17 protein-coding genes are annotated in these 21,176 nt (G+C 64.9%); all 17 read left to right on the top strand.

The features are described from left to right. Positions 1-374: DUF1329 domain-containing protein (locus BP26_RS0115070; protein WP_029921404.1), on the top strand; the 374-nt coding region annotated here is incomplete at its 5' end. Then, the gene (locus BP26_RS0115065) at positions 371-1,339 is read left to right on the top strand and encodes a WD40/YVTN/BNR-like repeat-containing protein (RefSeq protein WP_029921403.1); all 969 of its coding nucleotides are present in this window, start codon (positions 371-373) and stop codon (positions 1,337-1,339) included. The genes BP26_RS0115070 and BP26_RS0115065, both read left to right, overlap by 4 nt. Before the next feature lie 148 nt (positions 1,340-1,487). Beyond that, entirely contained in the window at positions 1,488-3,524 is a 2,037-nt protein-coding gene (locus BP26_RS0115060) for a DUF1302 family protein (RefSeq protein WP_084183124.1), read from the top strand. Between the two features lie 207 nt (positions 3,525-3,731). Further along, positions 3,732-5,111, top strand: a complete 1,380-nt coding sequence (locus BP26_RS0115055) for a DUF1329 domain-containing protein (RefSeq protein WP_029921401.1) — start codon at positions 3,732-3,734, stop codon at positions 5,109-5,111. A 222-nt stretch (positions 5,112-5,333) separates the two neighbouring features. Beyond that, complete coding sequence (locus tag BP26_RS0115050; RefSeq protein ID WP_084183122.1) at positions 5,334-7,343, top strand: hydantoinase/oxoprolinase family protein; 2,010 nt, start codon at positions 5,334-5,336, stop codon at positions 7,341-7,343. Between the two features lie 32 nt (positions 7,344-7,375). Further along, the gene (locus BP26_RS0115045) at positions 7,376-7,786 is read left to right on the top strand and encodes an acetone carboxylase subunit gamma (RefSeq protein ID WP_029921399.1); all 411 of its coding nucleotides are present in this window, start codon (positions 7,376-7,378) and stop codon (positions 7,784-7,786) included. A 12-nt stretch (positions 7,787-7,798) separates the two neighbouring features. After that, positions 7,799-9,934, top strand: coding sequence for a hydantoinase/oxoprolinase family protein (locus BP26_RS0115040; RefSeq protein ID WP_029921398.1), 2,136 nt, complete (start codon positions 7,799-7,801; stop codon positions 9,932-9,934). A gap of 18 nt (positions 9,935-9,952) precedes the next feature. Beyond that, on the top strand, positions 9,953-12,217 hold the full coding sequence (locus BP26_RS0115035; protein WP_036517006.1) for a hydantoinase B/oxoprolinase family protein: 2,265 nt from the start codon (positions 9,953-9,955) through the stop codon (positions 12,215-12,217). A 40-nt stretch (positions 12,218-12,257) separates the two neighbouring features. Further along, positions 12,258-13,076, top strand: coding sequence for a glucose 1-dehydrogenase (locus tag BP26_RS0115030; RefSeq protein WP_029921396.1), 819 nt, complete (start codon positions 12,258-12,260; stop codon positions 13,074-13,076). Positions 13,077-13,080: 4 nt separating this feature from the next. Continuing rightward, the gene (locus BP26_RS0115025) at positions 13,081-13,917 is read left to right on the top strand and encodes a hypothetical protein (RefSeq protein WP_029921395.1); all 837 of its coding nucleotides are present in this window, start codon (positions 13,081-13,083) and stop codon (positions 13,915-13,917) included. Then, positions 13,914-14,393 (top strand): DUF3237 domain-containing protein, encoded by a 480-nt coding sequence (locus tag BP26_RS0115020; RefSeq protein ID WP_084183121.1) that lies wholly within the window; start codon positions 13,914-13,916, stop codon positions 14,391-14,393. The genes BP26_RS0115025 and BP26_RS0115020 overlap by 4 nt, the downstream gene beginning before the upstream one ends. Before the next feature lie 20 nt (positions 14,394-14,413). Next, positions 14,414-16,450 (top strand): acetoacetate--CoA ligase, encoded by a 2,037-nt coding sequence (locus BP26_RS0115015; RefSeq protein WP_029921393.1) that lies wholly within the window; start codon positions 14,414-14,416, stop codon positions 16,448-16,450. A 35-nt stretch (positions 16,451-16,485) separates the two neighbouring features. Then, positions 16,486-17,256, top strand: coding sequence for a glucose 1-dehydrogenase (locus tag BP26_RS0115010; protein WP_029921392.1), 771 nt, complete (start codon positions 16,486-16,488; stop codon positions 17,254-17,256). A 90-nt stretch (positions 17,257-17,346) separates the two neighbouring features. Further along, positions 17,347-18,468, top strand: coding sequence for a DUF5938 domain-containing protein (locus BP26_RS0115005; RefSeq protein ID WP_029921391.1), 1,122 nt, complete (start codon positions 17,347-17,349; stop codon positions 18,466-18,468). A gap of 536 nt (positions 18,469-19,004) precedes the next feature. Continuing rightward, a complete protein-coding gene (locus BP26_RS0114995) occupies positions 19,005-19,649 on the top strand; it encodes a zinc-binding dehydrogenase (protein WP_084183120.1) in 645 nt (214 codons plus the stop codon). Positions 19,650-19,879: 230 nt separating this feature from the next. Further along, complete coding sequence (locus BP26_RS28680) at positions 19,880-20,557, top strand: trypsin-like peptidase domain-containing protein (RefSeq protein WP_084183119.1); 678 nt, start codon at positions 19,880-19,882, stop codon at positions 20,555-20,557. Continuing rightward, the gene (locus BP26_RS0114985) at positions 20,550-21,011 is read left to right on the top strand and encodes a hypothetical protein (RefSeq protein WP_029921388.1); all 462 of its coding nucleotides are present in this window, start codon (positions 20,550-20,552) and stop codon (positions 21,009-21,011) included. The genes BP26_RS28680 and BP26_RS0114985 overlap by 8 nt, the downstream gene beginning before the upstream one ends. The last annotated feature ends 165 nt before the right edge of the window (positions 21,012-21,176 follow it).

The following is a 21,176-nucleotide window of genomic DNA, read 5'->3' as shown; positions in this document are numbered from 1 at the left end:
GCATCGTCCTGGAAGCCGAGCCCACCGGCTACCCGCGCGCTCCCGTCGGCAAGAAGCGCGTCTGGATCGACGTGCGCAACCAGCAATTCGTCGCCTACATCACCTTCGACCGCAGGGGCGAGATGTGGAAATCCTTCGAACCCGGCTGGTCGCGCTATGAAGACGGCACTGCCGCCGTCAAGGACGCCAAGGGCAACTCCGACTGGAGCTGGACCTACGTCCATAGCCACGACATCCAGGCCAATCGCATGAGCCGCATCATGCACACCCAGTCCACCACCGGCGGCTACAAGTCCCTGCTCTCCGACAACGGCGTGGATGTCTACAACAAGTACCTCACCAACCAGGCCATCACCAGGCTGGGGCAGGCGTGAGCCACAAGCGCAGCGTGTGGGTCGGCGCCCTGGCCGCTATGGCCGGCGCCGGCCTGTTGTTCGGCGTCGGGGCCGCTTCGGCGGCTCCGACAGTCACGCCGCTGGTGTCCGGCACGGCGCACCAGGCCTTGTTCGCGGTGTCTTCCCACGGTGATGCGGCCATCGCCGTGGGCGCCGCCGGCGCCATCCTGGAAAGCGGCGATGCCGGCAAGAGCTGGAAGGCGGTGACCCCGGCGCCGACGCCGCTGTCCTTGCTGGGCGTATCCGTGCAACAGGGTCATGCCATCGCGGTCGGGCAGTCCGGCACCGTGCTGGTGATGGACGATACCGGCAAATGGGTCAAGTCCACCAGCGGCACCGACAACCGCCTGTTCGCGGTCAGCGTCAACAGTGCGGGCCGTGCGGTCGCGGTTGGCGCTTTCGGCACCGCGCTCAAGTCCGAGGATGGCGGCGCCACCTGGGTTTCGATCGCCCCGGACTGGACCAGCTACACCAAGGACGGCGAACAACCGCATCTGTATGACGTCAACGTCGATGAAAAAGGCGTCGTCACCATGGCCGGTGAATTCGGCCTGATCGTGCGCAGCGCCGACGGCGGCAAGACCTGGAAGACGCTGCACCAGGGTGACGCCTCGCTGTTCGCGCTGGACCTGCCGTCCGAAGGCCCGGCCTATGCCGCCGGGCAGAACGGCGCGCTGCTGCGCAGCGCCGATCACGGCGCCACTTGGAGCGACGTCAACTCCGGCAGCACCGCGATCCTGCTGGGCGTGCATTCGGCGGGCGGCAAGGTGGTCGTCACCGGCCTGCACGACATGCTGCTCAGCGCCGACGACGGGCAGTCGTGGAAGCATCTCGGCAACGAAGAGATCAATACGACCTGGTATCAGGGCGTCACCGGCGCGGGCGCGTCGCAAAACGTACTGGTGGTAGGGCATTCCGGTCAAATCATCCAGATTGCGGATTGATTCCGGATGTTGATCTTGCGTGACTGACTGTGTGATTGGTATTGCGCGTGATTGGTATTGCGTATTGAGCGGTTAAAACATCTACTCGGGGGAGGGTGCCGTGGGCAAAGTAATAAAGCTGAGTCCAATTGCTTTGGGCTTGCTGTTGATGACTGCCGGGGCCGCGCAGGCCCAGGATGATACGAGTGGTTCTTCCGGCGGCGAGTCGGGAGGCTGGTTCAAGGATATGGATGTCAGCTTCGGCGGCTTCATCCGCCCCGAAATCTCGTTTTCCACCACCGACAAGGAAAACCCCAATAACCAGAGGGGCAATCCTTACAACTCCCAGCCTGAGAAGATCGTTCCGTATCTGCCGCCGAACTCGGCCAACACCATACTCGGCAACGTTCTCGGCACGCTGGTTCCGGGATTGGGTAATGTCATCCGCGGCGCGCCCGACCTGACCAACTGGTCAACGGTGCCGCTGGATATCCTGGCGCCGACCAATACGCGCCCGGTGGCGCCCGCCAACAACGTCTTCAACCTGCATATCCTGCGCGCTGAAGGTGAATTGGGCGTGAAGATCACCAATGACCTCAAGTTCATCGCGCGCTTGCGCGCGATCGGCGAAATGGGGCAGTACAGCGATTTCAACGGTGCCGACCTGTCCGGCATGAACGGCGGCATCAGCGGCGGCAATCCGGCCTTGTACGGCGGCGCGCCGAACTACTTCCAGTATCAGGTGGAAGGGCAGAAGCATCCGAATCCGCTGGAATGGGCTGGCCCCAACTATCTGGTCTATTTTCCGACCATGATCCTGGATTACAACCATGGTCCGTTGAACGTCCGTCTCGGCAACCAGTCCATCGCCTGGGGCCAGGCCATCTTCTTCCGCGTGCTCGACGTGGTGGACGGCCTGGATCTGCGCCGCCACTCGATCCTGGACTACGCCCAGGAAGAGTACTCCGACAAGCGCGTGCCGTCTCCGGCTCTGCGCATCGGCTACCAGATCACCGACGACATCCTCGCCGACGGCTATGTGCAGAAGTTCCAGCCTACGGTCTACGGCAATCCGAACACGCAGTACAACATCATCCCGGTGCAGTTCACCGTTCACGACAACTATGCCCTGAACGGCAACGACAGATGGGACAAGCTGAGCTACGGCATGCGCCTGAAGGCCAACTTCGGCCAATGGGGCTTCCAGGCGGTGGCGACGCGGCGCTACAACCCGGACGGCGTGTTCCGCTGGACCGCTTCCAACGTCAACAAGGGCCTGCCGACCACCGGCCTCAACGGCGGCATCAATCCGCTTGGCATCACGGTGAACGCTACCAATCTGCCCAGTGGCTCCGGTCCGGCGCTGGCCGGCACGCCATTCGAAGCTTCCCCGGGCGGCGTATATTCGGCGGCGGAATGGTTCCACTACGCCTCGATGGTGCGCCTGGACGGCATCCAGGGTCTGAACGCCGCAATCAACGACTTCGAGCCCTCGACCGGCAAGGTCTACGCTTCGCCGGTGCAGAACTACCAGCAGGCGGTGAGCGAGCTGAACACGTTCTTCGTCGCCGGCGGCGGCGATCTGCGTGGCCACATCGAGCGCGACTACTTCCAGGAGACGGTACTGGGCCTGGGCGCCAGCTACGTGGTGGACGGCGCGCCGGGTTCGCTGCTCGACCAGTTGATCATCAACGTGGAAGGCAGCTACACCCCGGCACGCGTCTATACCTCGCCGACCCTGGGCAAGGACTTCCTGCATTCGAACGACTGGGTCGGCGCCCTGGTGCTGGAAAAGTACTACCGCTTCAGCGACGCGTTCCCGGCGACATATCTGGTGCTGCAGTACATGCACCGTACGCGCGACGACCTGTTCGGCCGCTCGCTCAAGGGCTACGGCGGTTCCGACAGTTACGATGCGAACGCCACCAGCGGCACACCCGGCGTCACCAACGCCAACTACGTGGTGTTCGCCTTCCAGCAGCCGTTCCCGCACGACATCTTCCGCGCCGGTTTCGCCACCCTGTACGATCCGCGCGGCGGCATCCTGGTCCAGCCCGGCCTGCAGTACAAGCCGAACGGCCACTGGGCCATCGACGGCTTCTACAACTACATCAACGACCGGCTGGGCAGCAACCCGAACCGGAATCTGCTGGGCGGCCTGGCATTTGGTAACGAGTTCACACTCCGCATCGGATATCAGTTCTAAAGTGAGTGCGTTGCACTGTGCGCGTGCTGCCCACTCCCTCCCTCATATCAGCACGTGACCTGGTAGCCGGCGGCATCAGCCGCCGGCTCTTTTTTTTGGTGTGGAGATATGTACGGAGATATGGACATCCTGTCCAAGATACCCGTGAATTGTGGACGTCCTGTCCAAGATGCCCGACATCCCTGTCGGGACTGTTGAAACAATCAAATGCGCATAAGACGTTACGGGCCTGATTACGCTCGCCGGCATTTCCTGCAGCAGATGGCCAAGGGTGTTACCTCGGCCGGCGTGCTGATGCCGTTGTGGCAGGCGATGGCGCAGACCGGCGAAATCACCAAGGCCTATCCTGACGAACTGCTGTCGATCGAGGGCTATACCAAGGGCCGGATCAAGACCGGCGACGAGATCACTGCCGCCAACGTGGAACTGGTCAAGGACCTGCTGGAGCCGATCAAGTACGTCCAGGTGGCGAAGATGGGACGCCGCCTGCGCGTGGCGAAGACCACCACCGAACTGATGCGGCTCAGCCCCTGGGACTACCTGGAGGCGACGCTGCGCAACAAGGGGCAGGCGAAATTCGACGCGCGCGGCAACGTCGTCACCGCCGAGGGCAAGCCCTGGATCGGCGGCAACCCGTTTCCGGCGCCGCAATCCGCGCTGGAACTGTTCGCCGGCCTGACCCTGAGCTGGGGCCGACACGACGCCTCGTTCTACGCCATCAAGGAATACGACCTGTCTTCCGACGGCGACCAGCGCTTCAACTACGAATGCGGCTGGGCCGAGATGTCGCCGATCGCCCGGGTGCGCATCGAGCCGAAGCCCTACTGGCCCGGCCACGAGGACAAGCTGCGCTACCAATCGGTGTTCTTCCAGACGCCGGACAGCGCCAAGGGCACCTCGTTCCTCAATGTCTGGGCCTACGACCAGAGCACCTTTCCGGACCTGTACGGTTACGTGCCGGCGTTCAAGCGCATCCGCCAGTTTCCCACCGACCAGCGCTTCGAGCCGCTGATTCCGGGCTCGACGCTGTACCTGTCCGACGCCTGGTGCGCGGGCGATCCGCTCTATACCTGGGGCAATTACCGCATCGTCAGCCGCGGCCCCATGCTGGCCGCGGTATCCGGCGGCTGGAACCCGACGCATCCCAACTGGGAGCACGGCACCCACGGCGGTCCCAAGGGCAAGACCTTCTGGGACACCACGGTGGAACTGGTGCCGGAAGCGATCGTGGTGGACGCCGAGCCGGTGAAGTTCCCCCGCGCGCCGGTCAGCAAGAAGCGCGTCTGGTTCGATGCCCGCACGCAACTGCCGATCTCGATGGTGTCCTTCGACCGCCGCAATGAACCATACCGCTCCTTCGACGGCGCCTACGGCCTGTACGAGGCGGACGGCAAGACCTTCATGGACGGCAAGCACCCCTATTGGTCCTGGGGGCACGTCCACGCTTTCGACATCCAGACCGGTACCATGACGCGGCTGGAGCAGGTGCGCTCGATTTCCGGCGGTCACGCCACCGTGGCCAACGACGCCGGCATCTACGACAAATATCTGACCAATGCCGCCTTGATGCGGCTGGGTAGCGCCTGAGCTTCGACGAAGGCTGCGAAAAACTACCCGAGCGGGTAGCGGCATCATGGGGTGTGGCGCTTAGTCTGCTTTAAAAGCGCGATCCGTTTCGACTGCAGATCGCGAACCACAACAGATGGCACCGGTGGAGGAGACCATCATGCCGTTTCAAGGCGCCTGCGCAGGCCGGACCGGGCTGCGCCCCGCATTTCCCCAATCATCCCGTCTCCAGGAGATCCATTCATGAGCGCAGCTCGTGAAAGCGCAGCAGTGGCAGTGGCCGAAGCGCCGGCAACCCGAGTCAAGGCCGCGGACGGCAAGGCACCGGCGGCACAGCCGGCCGGCGGCAAGCTGATCAACATCGACAACGGCGGCACCCTCACCGACATCTGCGTCATCGACGGCGCCACGGTCTATCGCACCAAGACCGTGACCACGCCGTACGACCTGTCCAAGTGCCTGTTCGACGGCCTGGTCAAGGCCTCGCGGGTGATCTACGGCAAGGACGACCTGCTGTCCCTGCTGCTGTCGACCGAATACATCCGCTATTCCACCACCCAGGGTACCAATGCCCTGGTGGAGCGCAAGGGGCCGCGCCTCGGCCTCATCCTCGGCGGCACCTTGACCGCGGACGCCCTGCAAAGAGGCGAGCATCAGCGCGGCCTGTTTTCCGGCCTGGTTGGAGCGCGGGTCGAGACCATCGATGCGAAGCTGGAAGGCGAGGCCCTGGAAGCGGCGGCGATCAAGGCCATCAATGCGCTTTCTTCCGGAGGCGCCAACCGCATCGTCGTCGCCTACGGCGGCACGGCGCGCGACGGCGGGGAAGCCCAGCTCAAGCGCCTGTTGCTGCGCAAGTTCCCGCCGCAGCTGCTCGGCGCCATCCCGGTACTGTACTCGCACGAGATCGTCGACGACGCCGACGACGCGCGCCGCGCCTGGACCGCGCTGTTCAACGCCTTCCTGCACCCGGCGATGGAGCGCTTCCTCTACAACGCGGAGCACAAGCTGCGCGAGTACCGCACGCGCAACCCGCTGCTGATCTTCCGCAACGACGGCCACTCGGCCCGCGTCGCCAAGACCACCGCGGTCAAGACCTACAGTTCGGGCCCGCGCGGCGGCGCCGAGGGCGCCAAGGCTCTGGCGGAACACTACGGCTTCAAGCACCTGCTGTCGATGGACGTCGGCGGCACCACCACCGACATCGGCCTGGTCGAGGACGGCGTGGTCCGCGCCCACCAGTACGGCAAGGTCGAGGGCGTGGAGACCTCCTTCCCGCTGTGCGACGTGGTCAGCGCCGGCGTCGGCGGCAGCTCCATCATCAAGGTCGAGAACGGCAAGATCCGTGTCGGCCCCGAGAGCGTCGGCGGCGCCCCCGGACCGGCCTGCTTCGGCCTCGGCGGCAAGGAGGCGACGATGACCGACGCCTTCCTGCTGATGGGCCTGCTCGATCCGGCTTCGTTCTTCGGCGGCGAACTGAAGATCGACGCCGCGCGCGCCAGCGCCGCCATCACCGAGCGCGTCGCCAAGCCGCTGGGCCTGTCCGAGCAGCAGGCCGCGCAGGCGATGGAAGACGCCTGGGTGGCGAAGATCGCCGCCAGCCTGAAGGACTACACCGGGATCAAACCCGACACCACGCTGGCGGCCTTCGGCGGCGCTGGTCCGTTCGTGGTGTGCAAGGTGGCCGAGGCCATCGGCGTCAAGCGCATCATCATCCCCGGCTTGGCCGCGGTGTTCTCCGCCTTCGGCATCGGCTTCTCCGACATCGCCCACCGCTTCGAAGCGCCGCTGACGACTAACGACGCCGCCGGCCTCCAGGCCTGTCGCGAGCAGCTGCTTGAGCGTGCCCAGCGCGCCATGTTCGCCGAAGGCGCCGGCCTGGAGCAGTGCCGGATCGAGGAAACCCTGCGCATCGTCGAAGGCAAGGACGAACACATCGTCACCCTCAAGGACGGCAAGCTGACGGCAAGCCTGCCGGCCAGGGCGCGCGTCTCCCTGGCCCTGCAGGCGCTCAAGCCGATCAGCCACGCCACCCTGTCCGGCAGCTTCGGCAAGGCCGGCAAACCGGCGGTGAGCGCCAGCAAGCGCGCGACCCTGTCCGGCGACCTGCCGCTGTACCGCGTCGAGGAACAGCTTGCCGGTGCCACGGCGGAAGGCCCCGCGGTGCTGGAAGAAGCGTTTTTCACCTGCCGCATCGAGAAAGGCTGGCGTTTCGAGATCAACGAAGCCGGCGACATCCTGCTGAGCCGCGCCTGAGCCAGGCGCATCGACATCGAACGAGATCGAGCATGAACGTCCTCATCACCGAATACCTGCGCATCAACCTCGATACCGAGAACTACGAATGCCGCCGCTGCGGCAAGGTCCTGGTCTCGGCCCGCGAAAACTACAAGAAGGGCCTGCTGGTCTATGACCGCGATCCGCGCGAGATCCACAAACCGCTGCTCGACACCAGCAAGTACGAGCGCACCTATTCGCCCAACCCGCAGTGGTGCCGCATCCTCGAGTACTACTGCCCGCAGTGCGGCACCATGATGGAAGTGGAATACGTGCCGCCCGGCCATCCGCCGCTGCACGACATCGAGCTGGACATCGACGCGCTCAAGGTGCAGTGGAAGGACCGTCCCGAGGTCAAGGAAGTCCCCATCGGCCCGGTGCCGCCGCGGCGCGGCCATCATCATCATGGCCACAGCCACTGAGCGGAGACGAACATGAAACGCGTTTCAGTGGATATCGGCGGTACCTTCACCGACTGCTTCGTGGTGTGGGGCGAGCGCAGCATCGGCGGCAAGGCCCTCACCACCCACCATAACCTGGCCCTCGGCTTCAACGAAGCCCTGGCCGACGCCTGCAAGCAGCTGGGCGTGGAGATCGAAACCCTGCTGTCCGAGGTGGACTCGGTGCGCTACGCCACCACCCTCGGCACCAATGCCCTGATCGAGCGCAAGGGGCCGCGCATCGGCCTGCTGGTCACCGCCGGCTTCAAGAGCACCATCCCGCTATCGCGCGCCCGCGGCTACGGCGAGGGCCTGGCGGAAGAGCAGCAGATGGACATTCCCAACGCCCACCGCCCCGAGCCTATCGTGCCGATCCCCATGATCCGCGAAGTGCGCGAGCGCGTGGACTACCTGGGCCAGGTGTTCTGGCGGCTGGACGAGGACGACGTGCGCCTGCGCATCCGCGAGCTGGTCGATGCCGGCGCCGAGGCCCTGGTGGTGGTGTTCACCAACAGCGTGGTCAACCCCGAGCACGAACTGCGTGTGCGCGAGATCTTCCTGGAAGAGTATCCCGGCCACCTGCTCGGCGCGGTGCCGATGCTGCTGTCGCACCAGGTCGCCGGCCGCAAGGGCGAATATGCCCGCGGCACCTCCACCATCATGGACGCCTTCCTCCACGCCACCATGTACCACGGCCTCGGCACGCTGGAGCTGAACCTGCGCAGCCAGGGCTACGACAAGCCCATGCTGGTCAACCACAACTCCGGCGGCATGGCCCAGCTCAATTCCACCGACGCCCTGCAGACGGTACATTCCGGCCCGGTCTCCGGCATCGCCGCCAGCGAACACCTGATGCTGCAGACGGGGCTCGGCAACGTCGTCGCCACCGACATGGGCGGCACCAGCTTCGACATCGGCATCGTGGTGCAGGGCGGGGTGAAGTACTACGACTTCAACCCGGTGATCGACCGCTGGCTGGTGTCGATCCCGATGGTGCACCTCGTCACCCTCGGCGCCGGCGGCGGCTCCATCTGTTCCTACGAGCGCATGTTCAAGACCGTCAAGGTCGGCCCGGCCAGCGCCGGCTCCGATCCGGGTCCGGCCTGCTACGATCGCGGCGGCCTCAAGCCCACCGTGACCGACGCCGACCTGCTGCTCGGCTACCTCGATCCGGCCAACTACGCCTCGGGCCACATCAAGCTCAACCCGCGCCGTGCCAGGCAGGCCTTCGAGGATCATCTCTGCGATGATCTCGATCTGGACGTGGTGACCACCGCCAAGCTGGTCAAGAAGACCGTCGACGCCAACATGGCCAACGGCATCGCCACCGAGCTGCGCACCCGCGGTTACGAGCCCAAGGATTTCACCCTCCTGGCCTACGGCGGCAACGGGCCGCTGCACGCCTGCGGCATCGCCAACGTGCTGGGTGTGGACCGGGTGCTGGCGCCGCCGTTCTCCTCGGTGTTCTCCGCCGTGGGCGCCGGCAACATGAACCAGATGCACATCCACGAGATCAGCACCTGGACCGTGCTGTTCGACGCCAACATCAAATCCTTCTTCTCCGACTACGAGTCCTTCAACCGCAACGTCGAGGAACTGGAGCGCCGCGGCCGGGAGGACCTGCTGCGCCAGGGTTTCGCCGCCGCGGACATCCGCTACCGCCTGGAAATCGACATGCGCTACGGCAACCAGCGCGTGCAGACCGCGGTGGTGACCGAACTGAAGCGCCTGGAAGGCCAGCGCGACGTGCTGCGCCTGATCAACGAGTTCCACCAGCGTTACGGCGAACGCTTCGGCGAGGGCAGCCAGTCGCCGGAGGCCGGCGTCCGCATCAACACCATCCGCGTCTGCTCCTATGTCGAGCAGAGCACGGTGCAGTTCTCCGGCATCAAGGACGAGGGCGCCACCGGCAAGACGGTGGAGCCGATCGGCACGCGCAGCTGCCACTTCGTCGGCCACGACAAGCCGGTGGAAGCGCGCCTCTACGACGAGAAGGCCCTGGCCGAAGGCACCCGCATCGAAGGTCCCGCGCTGGTCACCACGCGGGCCACCACCTATCTGATCGAGCCGGGCTGGCGTTTCTACGCCGCGGCGCAAGGCGCCGTCTGGTTCACCCGCGGCGGCCACTGAGCAATCAAGGAAACGACCATGAACGAACCCCTGAACAAGAAGGCCCTGCCCAAGGAAGAGCAGGCGTTGCTGGACAGCTTCCTCGCCGACAACCGCCTGTTCCTCGGGCCGGACCCGGAGGTGATGCGCAACCACAGCATCGCCCCGCGCACCGCGCGCGAGGACGAGATCCTGAAGAAGGGTCTGGACGTGCACCAGGTGCACCACATCCGCGGACTGATCAACGCCGCGCTGTCCGAAGCCTTCCAGATGGTCAACCAGATGGGCGCCGCCCCCGGCGCCAAGTGGGGCGACCTCGTCACCGGCATCTTCACCAACAGCGGCGACCTGGCCATGATCGCCCCGCACGGCATCATCGCCTTCGCCGCCTGCTGTTTCTACCCGATCAAGTTCATCATCAAGTACTGGGTGGATGACCCCACCGTCGGCGTCAAGGACGGCGATGGCTTCATCCACAACGACGCCCGCTACGGCGGCGTGCACAACACCGACCAGTCGATGATGATGCCGCTGTTCTACAAGGGCGAACTGGTGTGCTGGCTGTCCTCCACCATCCACGAGGGCGAGAACGGCGCCTGCGAGCCGGGCGGCATGCCGGCGGCGGCGGAGAGCAAATACGACGAGGGCATCAAGATGTCGCCCTTCAAGGTGGTCGAGAACTTCCAGCTCAAGCGCGACCTCGTCACCTTCCTGCAGAACTCGGTGCGCGACCCCAAGCTCCAGCTGGAAGACATGAAGGTCAAGCTGCACGCCGTGATGCGCCTGCGCGACCGCATCGTCGCCATCATGGACCAGTACGGCAAGGACGCGGTGATGGGCACCCTGCGCAGCCACCTGGAGGACGTCGAGGTGGAAATGCGCCGGCGCATCAAGGAGCTGCCGGACGGCACCACCCGCGTCAACGCCTTCATGGACTCCTCGCTGCGCGAGAACTGCATCCAGAAGATCAGCCTGGCCCTCACCGTCAAGGGCGACCGCATGATCCTGGACTTCCGCGGCTCGGCGCCGCAGTTCCTCAACCGCGCGGTCAATACCAACATCGCCTCGTTCAAGGCGGCACTGGCCACCGGCCTGTTGCAGAACATCTGGCCGGACCTGCCGCACACCATGGCGGTGCTGTCGCCGATCGAGATCGTGTCCGATCGCAACTCGATCCTCGACGCCGAGGGTGAGATGCCGCAGGCGATGAGCCTGATGCCGCTGTTCAAGGCCTGCGTCATCTGGACCATCCCGATGAACAAGCTCAACTACAGCCTGCCGCACCGCTACTCGGCAGTGATCGCGCAGCAGTACGACCAGGCGGCCACCTTCATCTACGGCGGCCTGACCCAGCACGGCGACGTCACCGGCAACTTCTGCTCGGACATCAACGGCATGGGGCAGGGCGCCCGCTCCGACTGCGACGGCGAGCACTCCATCTCCCCGGTGTTCGGCTTCATGGCCGATTCCGGCGAGCACGAGATCAACGAGGAAGACACGCCGATCATCCGCTTGGGCGCACAGCGCCTGGCCAAGGACCGCATCGGCTTCGGCAAGTACCGCGGCGGCATGGGCTACGAGCAGATCGCCACCATGCGCAACTCCAACCTGTGGGGCTTCATGACCGGTTGCGAGGGCTCGATGTTCTCCTCCGCCCAGGGGCTGTTCGGCGGCTATTCCTGCCCGTCCTACCAGCTGTGCAAGATCAAGGGCATCAACATCTTCGATGAGCTGAAGAAGGATCCCAAGATCATCGACAAATGGGACATGCTGAGCCTGATGAACGAGCAGCCCATCGCCGGCGGCAAGTACAGCACCCATGACATGGGCATGACTTTCGAGCTGTGCCAGGAAGGCGAGATCTACATGATCTGCCAGGGCAGCGGCGGCGGCTACGGCGACGTGCTGGAGCGCGACCCGCAGCTGGTGATGAAGGATCTGGAAGAAGACCTGATGTCGCACGACCTCGCCCGCGACATCTACAAGGTGGTCTACGACGAGAAGACCCTGCTGGTGGACGAGGAAGCCACCGCCGCGCTGCGCGCCGCCTACCGCAAGGAGCGCATCGCCCGCGGCAAGCCCTTCGACCAGTTCTGCCAGGAATGGGTCAAGCCCGAGCCGCCGGCGGCCCTGCCGTACTTCGGCAGCTGGGACAACCTGCAGGAAATCTATGCCACCACCGCCGGCCAGCGCATCAAGATGGACTCGGACAAGCTGCAGGGCGCCTTCATGCTGAACCCGAAGGATCTGCGCATCGCCGAACTGGAAGCGCAGGTGGCGGCGCTGAGCGCCGCAAAGAAGTGACCCAGTAGCGGCACCCCCAAAAAAAAGACGGGAGGAGAGCATGACCGATTACGGCAAGCTGTTCCGGCTGGATGGCAAGACCGCCCTGGTCAGCGGCGCGGCGCGCGGCATCGGCGCCGCCATCGCCGAGGCCCTGGCCCAGGCCGGCGCCAGTGTCCTCATCACCGACGTCCTGGAGCGGGCCGGCCAGGAAACGGTGGAGCGCATCCGCCGCGCGGGCGGCGAAGCCGCCTTCTTCAAGCACGACGTCACCATCGAAGCGCAGTGGGAAGCGGCGATCAAGCAGGCGGAGAAGGAATTCGGCCCGCTGGAAGTGCTGGTCAACAACGCCGGCATCGAAACCGCGGCCATGCTGTCGCAATGCACGCTGGAAGACTTCAACAACGTCATGAACGTCAACGTCAACGGCGTGTTCCTCGGCCTCAAGCACGCGGTGCGCGCCATGTCGCCCGGCGGCACCTCCGGCCGCGGCGGCTCCATCGTCAACATGTCCTCCGCCGCCGGCCTGGTCGGCACCACCGGCCACATCTCCTACCACGCTTCCAAGGGCGCGGTGCGCATGCTGTCCAAGGCCGCGGCCGTGGAATGCGCGCAATTGCAGACCGGCATCCGCGTCAACTCCGTGCACCCGGCCATCATCGGCACCGAGATGGGCGAGAACTTCGTCAAGCACCTCGTCGATCTCCAGCTCGCGCCGGACCAGGCCACGGCCAAGGCCGCCATGATGGCGGCGCACCCGATGGGGCATTTCGGCGATACGGCCGACGTGGCCGCCGCCGTGCTCTACCTGGCCTCACCGGCTGCCAAGTGGGTCACCGGCACGGAAATCGTGCCGGACGGCGGCTATACGGCGGCCTGACACCATGCCGGCACTGACCGAACGCATGGCCGCGGATGGGCGCGGCCTGTGGCTGGATTACACCGCCTACGCCGGCGCCCTGCTGGCCGGAGGCGATGTGCCGTGGCTGGATGTCGATGGTTTGATCGGCTGGATGCGCAAGGCGCAGAGCCTGCTCAAATCCGATGTGTTGGCCCTGCCGGTCGCCGCCGTGGTGGAGCAATGGCTGGGTGCCCATGCCGAGCTGAAGGCGGCGATGGGTGCCAAGCGCCGTGCCGTGTATCCCCTCAAGACCCTGCTCGCCGATCCCGCCCTGCGCGGCTACCTGGCCGGCCTGACGCGCGCCCTGCGCTCGAGTTTCGCCAAGCCGGCCCTGGTGATGGCGTTGCCGTCGCCGCGCCTGTGGGCCGCACTGGCCGCGGCGCAGGCACTGCCGGACGAAGCCGTCGAGATCGACGCGGACGTGGTGGACAGCGCAGCGGCCTACCTGGCTGATTTCCTGCGCGAGTTCGCGGATTGCGGCATCGACGGCCTGCTGCTGGAAGAAGACGTCCACTCCGGTGCGGTTTCCGCCGAGGACGTGCAGCTCTACCAGCCGGTCCTCAATGTCGCCGCGCACTATCGCTGGGACGTGGGGCTGCGGCTGCCGGCGGCGCAGCAGATTTCCCCCGGCGGCGTTGGCTTCGTGGTGTCGTCGCGCGCCTTGGCCGGCGTCAGCACCGGCCTGGTCCTCCCGGCGGGATTCTGGAGCGGGGACGCGCCACCTGACACTCCCCCGGGCGGCTTCCGCTACGCCGAGATTCCGGTCGACGCCAAGCCCGAAAGCGTGCTGGACCGTCTCGCCGTGCTGCGCCAGGCATGAGTACGGCACGGGCGAAGTTCGACTACCGGATGGAACACCTGTTCTCCTATGGCGCCACCTTGCGGGCGCCGCCGGAGGTGATCGGCCCTGTACCGGAAGGCCTGCGCGTCAATTTCCACATCACCGGCGGCACCGTTCACGGCGAACGGCTCAACGGCATCCTGCGGCCGGTGGGCCTGGACAGCTTCCTGCTGCGCCGCGACGGCGTCGGCCTGCTCGACGTGCGCGGCACCATCGAAGCGTCGGACGGCGGCCTCATCGATGTCTTCTATCGCGGCATCGGCGACCTCGGCGAGGACGGCTACGACCGCTTCCTGCGCGGCGATTTGCCCAAGAAGCTGGCGCTGCGCACCGGCCCGCAGGTGCGCACCGCGCATCCGGCGCACCAGTGGTTGCAGCGCCTGCATTGCGTCGGGGTGGGCGAAGTGGATTTCGAGCGTTCCGAGGTTTTCTACGATGTTTACGCGGTCAATTGATCAATGCGCGGAGACGGCTCATGGTGAATGAAGGGCAGTTGCTGTGGACCCCGCGGCCCGAGTTCGCGGAAAACTCCAACCTGACGCGCTACATGCGCTGGCTGAAGCAGACCCGCGACAGGGATTTCAAGGACTACGAAAGCCTGCGGCAATGGTCGGTGACGGACATCGAGGACTTCTGGGCCTCGATCTGGGACTACTTCCAGGTACAGTCCGACCAGCCCTACCTGCGCGTGCTGGACCAGCGCATCATGCCGGGCGCCAGATGGTTCGAAGGCTCGCGCCTCAACTACGCCGAACACCTGCTGCGCGCCGAAGCGGAAGGCGAGGGGCGCACGGTGTTCCACCACCTCACCGAAAACCGGCCGCTGCAGACCATGAGCTGGGGCGAACTGGGCAAGCAGGTCCGTATCCTGGCGACGCAGCTGCGTTCGCTCGGCGTGGTCCCCGGCGACCGCGTCGTCTCCTACATGCCGAACGTGCCGGAAACAGCCATCGCCATGATGGCCACCATCGCTATCGGCGCCGTGTGGTCCTCGGCGGCCCCGGAATTCGGCGTCAAGACGGTGACCGAACGCTTCAGCCAGATCCAGCCCAAGATCCTCTTCGCCGCGGACGGCTACCGCTTCGGCGGCAAGGACTTCAAGCGCGAGAGCGAGGTGCGCAGCATCATCGCCGACCTGCCGACGCTGGAGCGCGTGATCTGGCTGCCTTACCTGAACCCGAAGGGCGAGGTGCCGCAGGCCCTGCCCAAGGCGATGTCGTGGAATCGCCTGATGGACCGCGAGCCGGTCTCGCGCGACAAGTTCCGCTTCGAGCGCGTGGACTACGACCATCCCTTGTGGATCGTATTTTCCTCCGGCACCACCGGCCTGCCCAAGGCCATCGTCCACAGCCACGTCGGCGTGCTGCTGGAGCACCTCAAGCTGATGCACTTCCACCTCAACCTGGGGCCGGAATCGGTGATGTTCTTCTACAGCACCACCGGCTGGATGATGTGGAACCTGCTGCTGGCGGCGCTGGTGACCGGCTCCGCCGCGGTGCTGTACGACGGCAACCCGGCCTATCCTTCGCTGGATTTCCTGTGGAAGCTGGCGGCCGATACCGGCGCCACCTCGTTCGGCGCCAGCCCCACCTACGTGCAGATGATGGAGAAGGCCGGTTTGCGTCCGGGCGAGCTGTACGACCTGTCTCGCCTGGAAGGCGTGCTCGTCGCCGGCGCGCCGTCCACGCCGGAGACCTTCGACTGGTTCTACCGCTGCGTCAAGAAAGATCTCTGGGTCACCTCGCAGTCCGGCGGCACCGAGCTGTGCAGCGGCTTCGTCGGCGCCTCGCCGCTGCTGCCGGTGCATGCCGGTGAAATCCAGACCCGCATGCTGGGCATGGACGTGCACGCCTGGAGCGACGACGGCAAGGAGCTGTTCGACGAAGTCGGCGAGCTGGTGGCAACCAGCCCCTTCCCCTCGATGCCGATCCGCTTCTGGAACGATGCCGGCGGCAAGCGCTACCGCGAATCCTATTTCGAGGTCTATCCCGGCGTCTGGCGCCATGGCGACTTCATCAAGATCAACCAGCGCGGCGGCTGCTACATCTACGGCCGTTCCGACTCCACCCTGAACCGCTACGGCGTGCGCATCGGCACCGCCGAAATCTACCGCGCGGTGGAGCAGATCGAGGAAGTCGCCGATAGCCTGATCGTCTGCTGCGAACTTCCCGGCGGCCACTTCTTCATGCCCTTGTTCCTGCGCCTCAAGCCCGGCGTGCAGTTCGACGACGCCCTGCGCGACCGTGTCGCCGCCCGCCTGCGCGACGACTGCAGCCCGCGCCACGTGCCGGACCGCATGTACCAGGTGGAAGCTGTGCCATATACGCTCACCGGCAAGAAGATGGAAGTCCCCGTGCGCAAGATCCTGATGGGCTGGCCCCTGGAAAAGGCCGCGAGCCGTGACGCCATGATGAACCCGGAGGCGATCGATTATTTCGTGCGCTTCGCCCAGGAGTCCATCGACTACCGCTGGCGCCCGGCCGATCCGCAGCTCGCCTCCGCCCGCGGGTAACCGGATGGTCCCCGCACAAATACAAGGATGAACCCATGAAGCGCGTACAAGACAAGGTCTGCCTCGTCACCGGCGGCGCCCGCGGCCTCGGCCTCGCCGCCGTCGAAGCCCTGCTGCACGAAGGCGCCCGGGTGATGCTCACCGACGTCGATGCCGCCGCCGGCGAAGCCGAGAAGGCCCGCCTGGCCCGGCTCGGTTTCGAAGTCCGTTTCATGGTACAGGACGTGACCAGGGCCGCGCAGTGGAGCGAAGTACTCGAGCACACCACGGCCGGCTGGGGTCCCCTCGACGTTGTGGTCAACAACGCCGGCGTCGCCGCCCTGGCCGATGTCGAGAAGGAAAGCCTGGAAAACTGGAAGAAGACCCTGTCGGTCAATCTCGACGGCGTCTTCCTCGGCACCCAGGCCGCCATCGCCCGCATGAAGGGCCGCGGCGGCTCCATCGTCAACATCGCCTCGATCGAAGGCCTGATCGGCGAGCCGCTGATTCCCGCCTACAACGCCAGCAAGGGCGGGGTACGCATGTTCACCAAGTCCTCGGCCATCCATTGTGCCCGCGCCGGCTACAACATCCGCATCAACAGCGTCTGCCCCGGCTTCGCCGAAACGCAGATGGTCGGCGCCGCCGTCGCCAGTCTGCCGCCGGAAGAGGCCAAGGTTTTCGTCGAGCGCACCCTGGCGCGCATCCCCCTGGGGCGCTTCGCCCGGCCGGAGGAGATCGCCAGGGCGGTGTTGTTCCTGGCTTCGGATGAAGCCAGCTACATCACCGGTTCCGATCTCGTCGTGGACGGGGGCATGACCGCGTAGGCGGGCGCTTCGTCCGCAGCCGCCGATTCAACCAGCAAACGCCGTTTCGATCAGTACCCGATCACGCACAAGAATGAGAGGAGCATCATCATGAGCAGCAAGAAACCCGTCGTCATCTACGGTGTGACCGGCTACACCGGGCGCCTGGTCGCCGAATACCTGCGCGAGTACCACGTCCCCTTCATCGCCGCCGGCCGCGACGGCAAGCGCGTCAAGGAAGTGATGGACAAGGTGCCCGGCATCGAAAGCGCCGACTACGAGATCGCCGAGGTCGAACACACCACCGAGGCCCTGACCAAGCTGTTCAAGGGCGCCAAGGTCGTCTGCAACATGGTCGGTCCGTTCATGAAGTACGGCCCGGAGGCGGTGGAAGCCTCGCTCGCCGCCGGCTGCCACTACACCGACACCAACGGCGAGCAGAACTGGATGATGCACGCCGAGGAAACCTGGGGCGAGAAGTTCGCCGCCAGGGGCCTGCTGCTGTCGCCCGGCATCGCGCAGATGTACACCACCGGCGAAATCGCCGCCAACATCTGCCTGGAAACGCCCGGGCTGGACACGCTCGACATCCTGGTGCTTTGGAAAGGCTTTCCGACCTACGCCTCGACCCAGACCATCTTCAGCATCCTCACCGCCGACTTCTTCCACCTCGAACAGAACAAGTACGTGCAATGGTCGCCGTTCGCCAAGGCCGAGGTGCAGGTGCCGGGCCAGCACGCCGTGGCCATGGCGCTGCCCTGGGGCGGCACCGCCCACCCGGTCTGGTTCAAGAACGATCCGCGCGTGGCCAACTGCAAGGCCATGGGCGGCGTGTTCGAGCGCAGCGTGATGGAAGGCGTGGTGCAGATCACCACCGTGGTCGAGGAGCAGATCAAGAAGATGCCCAAGGCCCAGCAGGAGAAGGCGCTGTCCGACATGGCGGCCAGCCTCCAGGCCGGCATGCCGCCGCGCGAGAACCCGCGAGTCAACTCCACGGTCGACTCCGTCCACGCCAGCGGCCCGCTCGGCCGCGTACACTGCGTCATCCATGGCAACTGCAACTACAAGCAGACCGGCCTGCTCCAGGCCTATGCCGCCTACCACCTGCTGCAGACCCCGCCGCGCCGCGCCGGCTTCGCTTCGGGCTGCCAGGCCTTCGGCCATCGTGAGCTGCTCGGCGTGCTGCAGAGCTTCGGCCTGTCCGGCAAGCCGATCGTCAGCAGCTATACCTGATTCGCGGCGGCGATCCCTATTGTCAATTGGCGCATGGGGATCGCCGGCCGGGTTCCGTCGGTTGGCCGAGCTTCATCCGGCAGCGCCCTGGCGTGGGGCGGCAGGCGCTCATGGTCCGTGTCCGGCAGCCGAGCCGGGACACGGTTTCCGTGCGGCGTCCCGCGCATGTCCGCGGCCTTCCCGTTGAATGCGAAATGCCGGCAGCGAAAGTACGGCGTCGACACATCCCGTCGGCTTCAGGTAACGCAGCAAACGCCACGGCCACCCGGCGCGATCCCGGACGGAAGCGCCTGCGCACGGCTCCCGCCGCCTGTCGAATGCCCCGACGCCATCACCGACGCGTCCCGATTGACCGTTCCGGTTCCAGCCACTGCCAGGCCGACAGCGCGGTGACCAGGCCCACAGGATGGCGCGGCAGGCATGGCGCCAGCCAGTTCTCCAGCGCGCCCGGCACCAGCCCGGCAAACCCCTGGATCGCGGCCAGCAGAAGGCGGCGCGGATGGCCGAAAGTACGCGCGGGCTGACGGCATTGGGCCTTGCCGGACGGCTGCAGTTTCGACGTTGCCGCCGCCGTGCTGTTGCAGGGGCTCACCGCGCAATATCTGACCGAGAATTCATATGCGGTTCGCAGCGCTGATGCGATCGTCGTACATGCCGCGGCGGGCGGGGTAGGGCTGCTGCTCACCCAGATGGCCAAGCGGCGCGGCGCGCGTGTGATCGCCCTGGCTTCCAGCCCGGAAAAGCGCGCCGCCGCGATCGAAGCGGGTGCCGATACAGCCGTCGCCTCCGGTGAGGACTGGGTCTCACGGGTGCGCGATGTGCTGGGAGGTGCCGGCGCCGATGCGGTCTACGACTCCACCGGCTCAACCCTGCAGGACAGCCTCGCCATGGCCCGCGACCGCGGCACCGTGGTCTTCTACGGCATGGCCGGCGGCGATCCGCCGCCGGTGGATCCCCGCGTCCTGATGGACCGTTCGCTGACCCTGGTCGGCGGTGACCTGTGGAGCTGGCTGAATGGCGCCGCCGAACGCCGGGCGCGCGCCGCGCGGCTGCTGGACGCTGTGGTGCAGGGGCAGCTACAGGTCCGCATTGCCGCCAGAATCCCGTTGGCCGAAGGCCGCCGCGCCCACGAACTGCTCGAATCCCGCGGCGCCATCGGCAAGATCATCCTGATTCCCTGACACGGCTTGCCTTCGGTTATCTTGATGTCAATGCAAAGTTTGGATATCAATAGGAATCCCTTTGCGCGCTCTAACCAATTGATTATGAAAATATAAATCACAGGCGCAATTGCGCGCTTTATCACAATCAGTAACGCCGACCAAGATGAATTCTAGGGGCAGGCATGCTCTTGCCAACGTAGTGACTATGATATGAGCCGAGCGCCGATGAATTCCAAGGAGAGTCGCGCATGTATAGACAGATCGCCCAACACGGCAGCGGAGGATGCCTAATGATTGTGCGTCACCGCGAGAACGATGTTGAGTTTGTCTGTAGTGGCTTTCTTTGCCACAACGCTGGCTATGTCCTTACTTGCGCACATAGCATCTCTCTAACCGACAAGCTCAGCGCTGTCGCTGCGGCCCCACTTAACCAATTCAATCCTGTCACGTTGCAGCAAGTCCATGCACTTGACCTGTCCATCGCACAATACGACCCACAAAACGATGTGGCCCTGCTCAAATTTGTTCATTCACCTGAAGTAACAGTGCCAGAGAAGTTGTTGGGTCAAGAGGATGGCGTGCAGGTCGGGGCATCTGTGTGCTACATGGGATTCCCTTTTGGCCATTCAGGACTCCATACGCTAAAAGTCTCCGCGAGTATCATCAGCGCCAAGGTCATATCCAGCAGCGCCAGCCGGCAGTTCCAAATAGATGCGATGGTGCACGAGGGCAACAGTGGTGGCCCGCTCTTTGAACTAAACACCGGTCAAATTATTGGAATCATCCTCGGCCGTTTTAGCCCCACGGGAACTGGCGGCGGAATCAGTATCGGCAACCACCCTCTTGGAACCGAAAGTACTATTTCATACGCCGGGTCCATTAGCTACGGTCGTGCGCTACTTAAAGCCGAGGGCTTGAATGTCTGATCTTATTTACGACAAACACGAATTCGAGGCCCTCATCAACGAGGTGGTACCACTACATCAGCAAGAAGTCGTGCTAAAAGCATTGGACATCCAAGGTACGACCCACGCTGAATTCGATGACATCGGGCTAACGCTTACCGGCGAGAAGCGCCAACCGAATTTAATGCTATATACCGGCGCACCCGGCGAAGTTAGGGAAAGTATGTGGGCGTACGTGAAGGTTGAGCTCTATGACTATCTCTGCACTTCATCTAAGAAATACTCAGGTGAAAGGAAAGAGGCGGGGCTTACCGTCAAAAACGTGGTAACTATTGTGGCCACGGCGATTGGGGCGCATCTCAATCTCGCACTGGGAGTCGTTACAGGTGCTGTGATTGTTGCGCTCATGAGTGCACTCAAGGTTGGCAAAAATGCGTGGTGCGAGGCAAACAAACCCGCATCGAAGGCCCACTAGCAGCGCAGCAGCTTGTAGGCGCTCCCTGGGTGTGAATGTCCCAAGCGAGCCTCTCCCTCTCAGTCGGCGCCGCATGCAGCGGCCGAGATTTCATTGGCTTAACACTTCGGGACAGCCTCGCCGTGGCCTGCGACCGGGGCACCGTGATCTTGGTCGGCGGCACCC

The sequence above is a fragment of the Nevskia soli DSM 19509 genome, from assembly GCF_000711955.1.
Lineage (GTDB): Bacteria > Pseudomonadota > Gammaproteobacteria > Nevskiales > Nevskiaceae > Nevskia > Nevskia soli.
The sequence above is the reverse complement of the archived record's forward strand: the minus strand, read 5'-3'. Positions and strand labels throughout refer to the sequence as shown.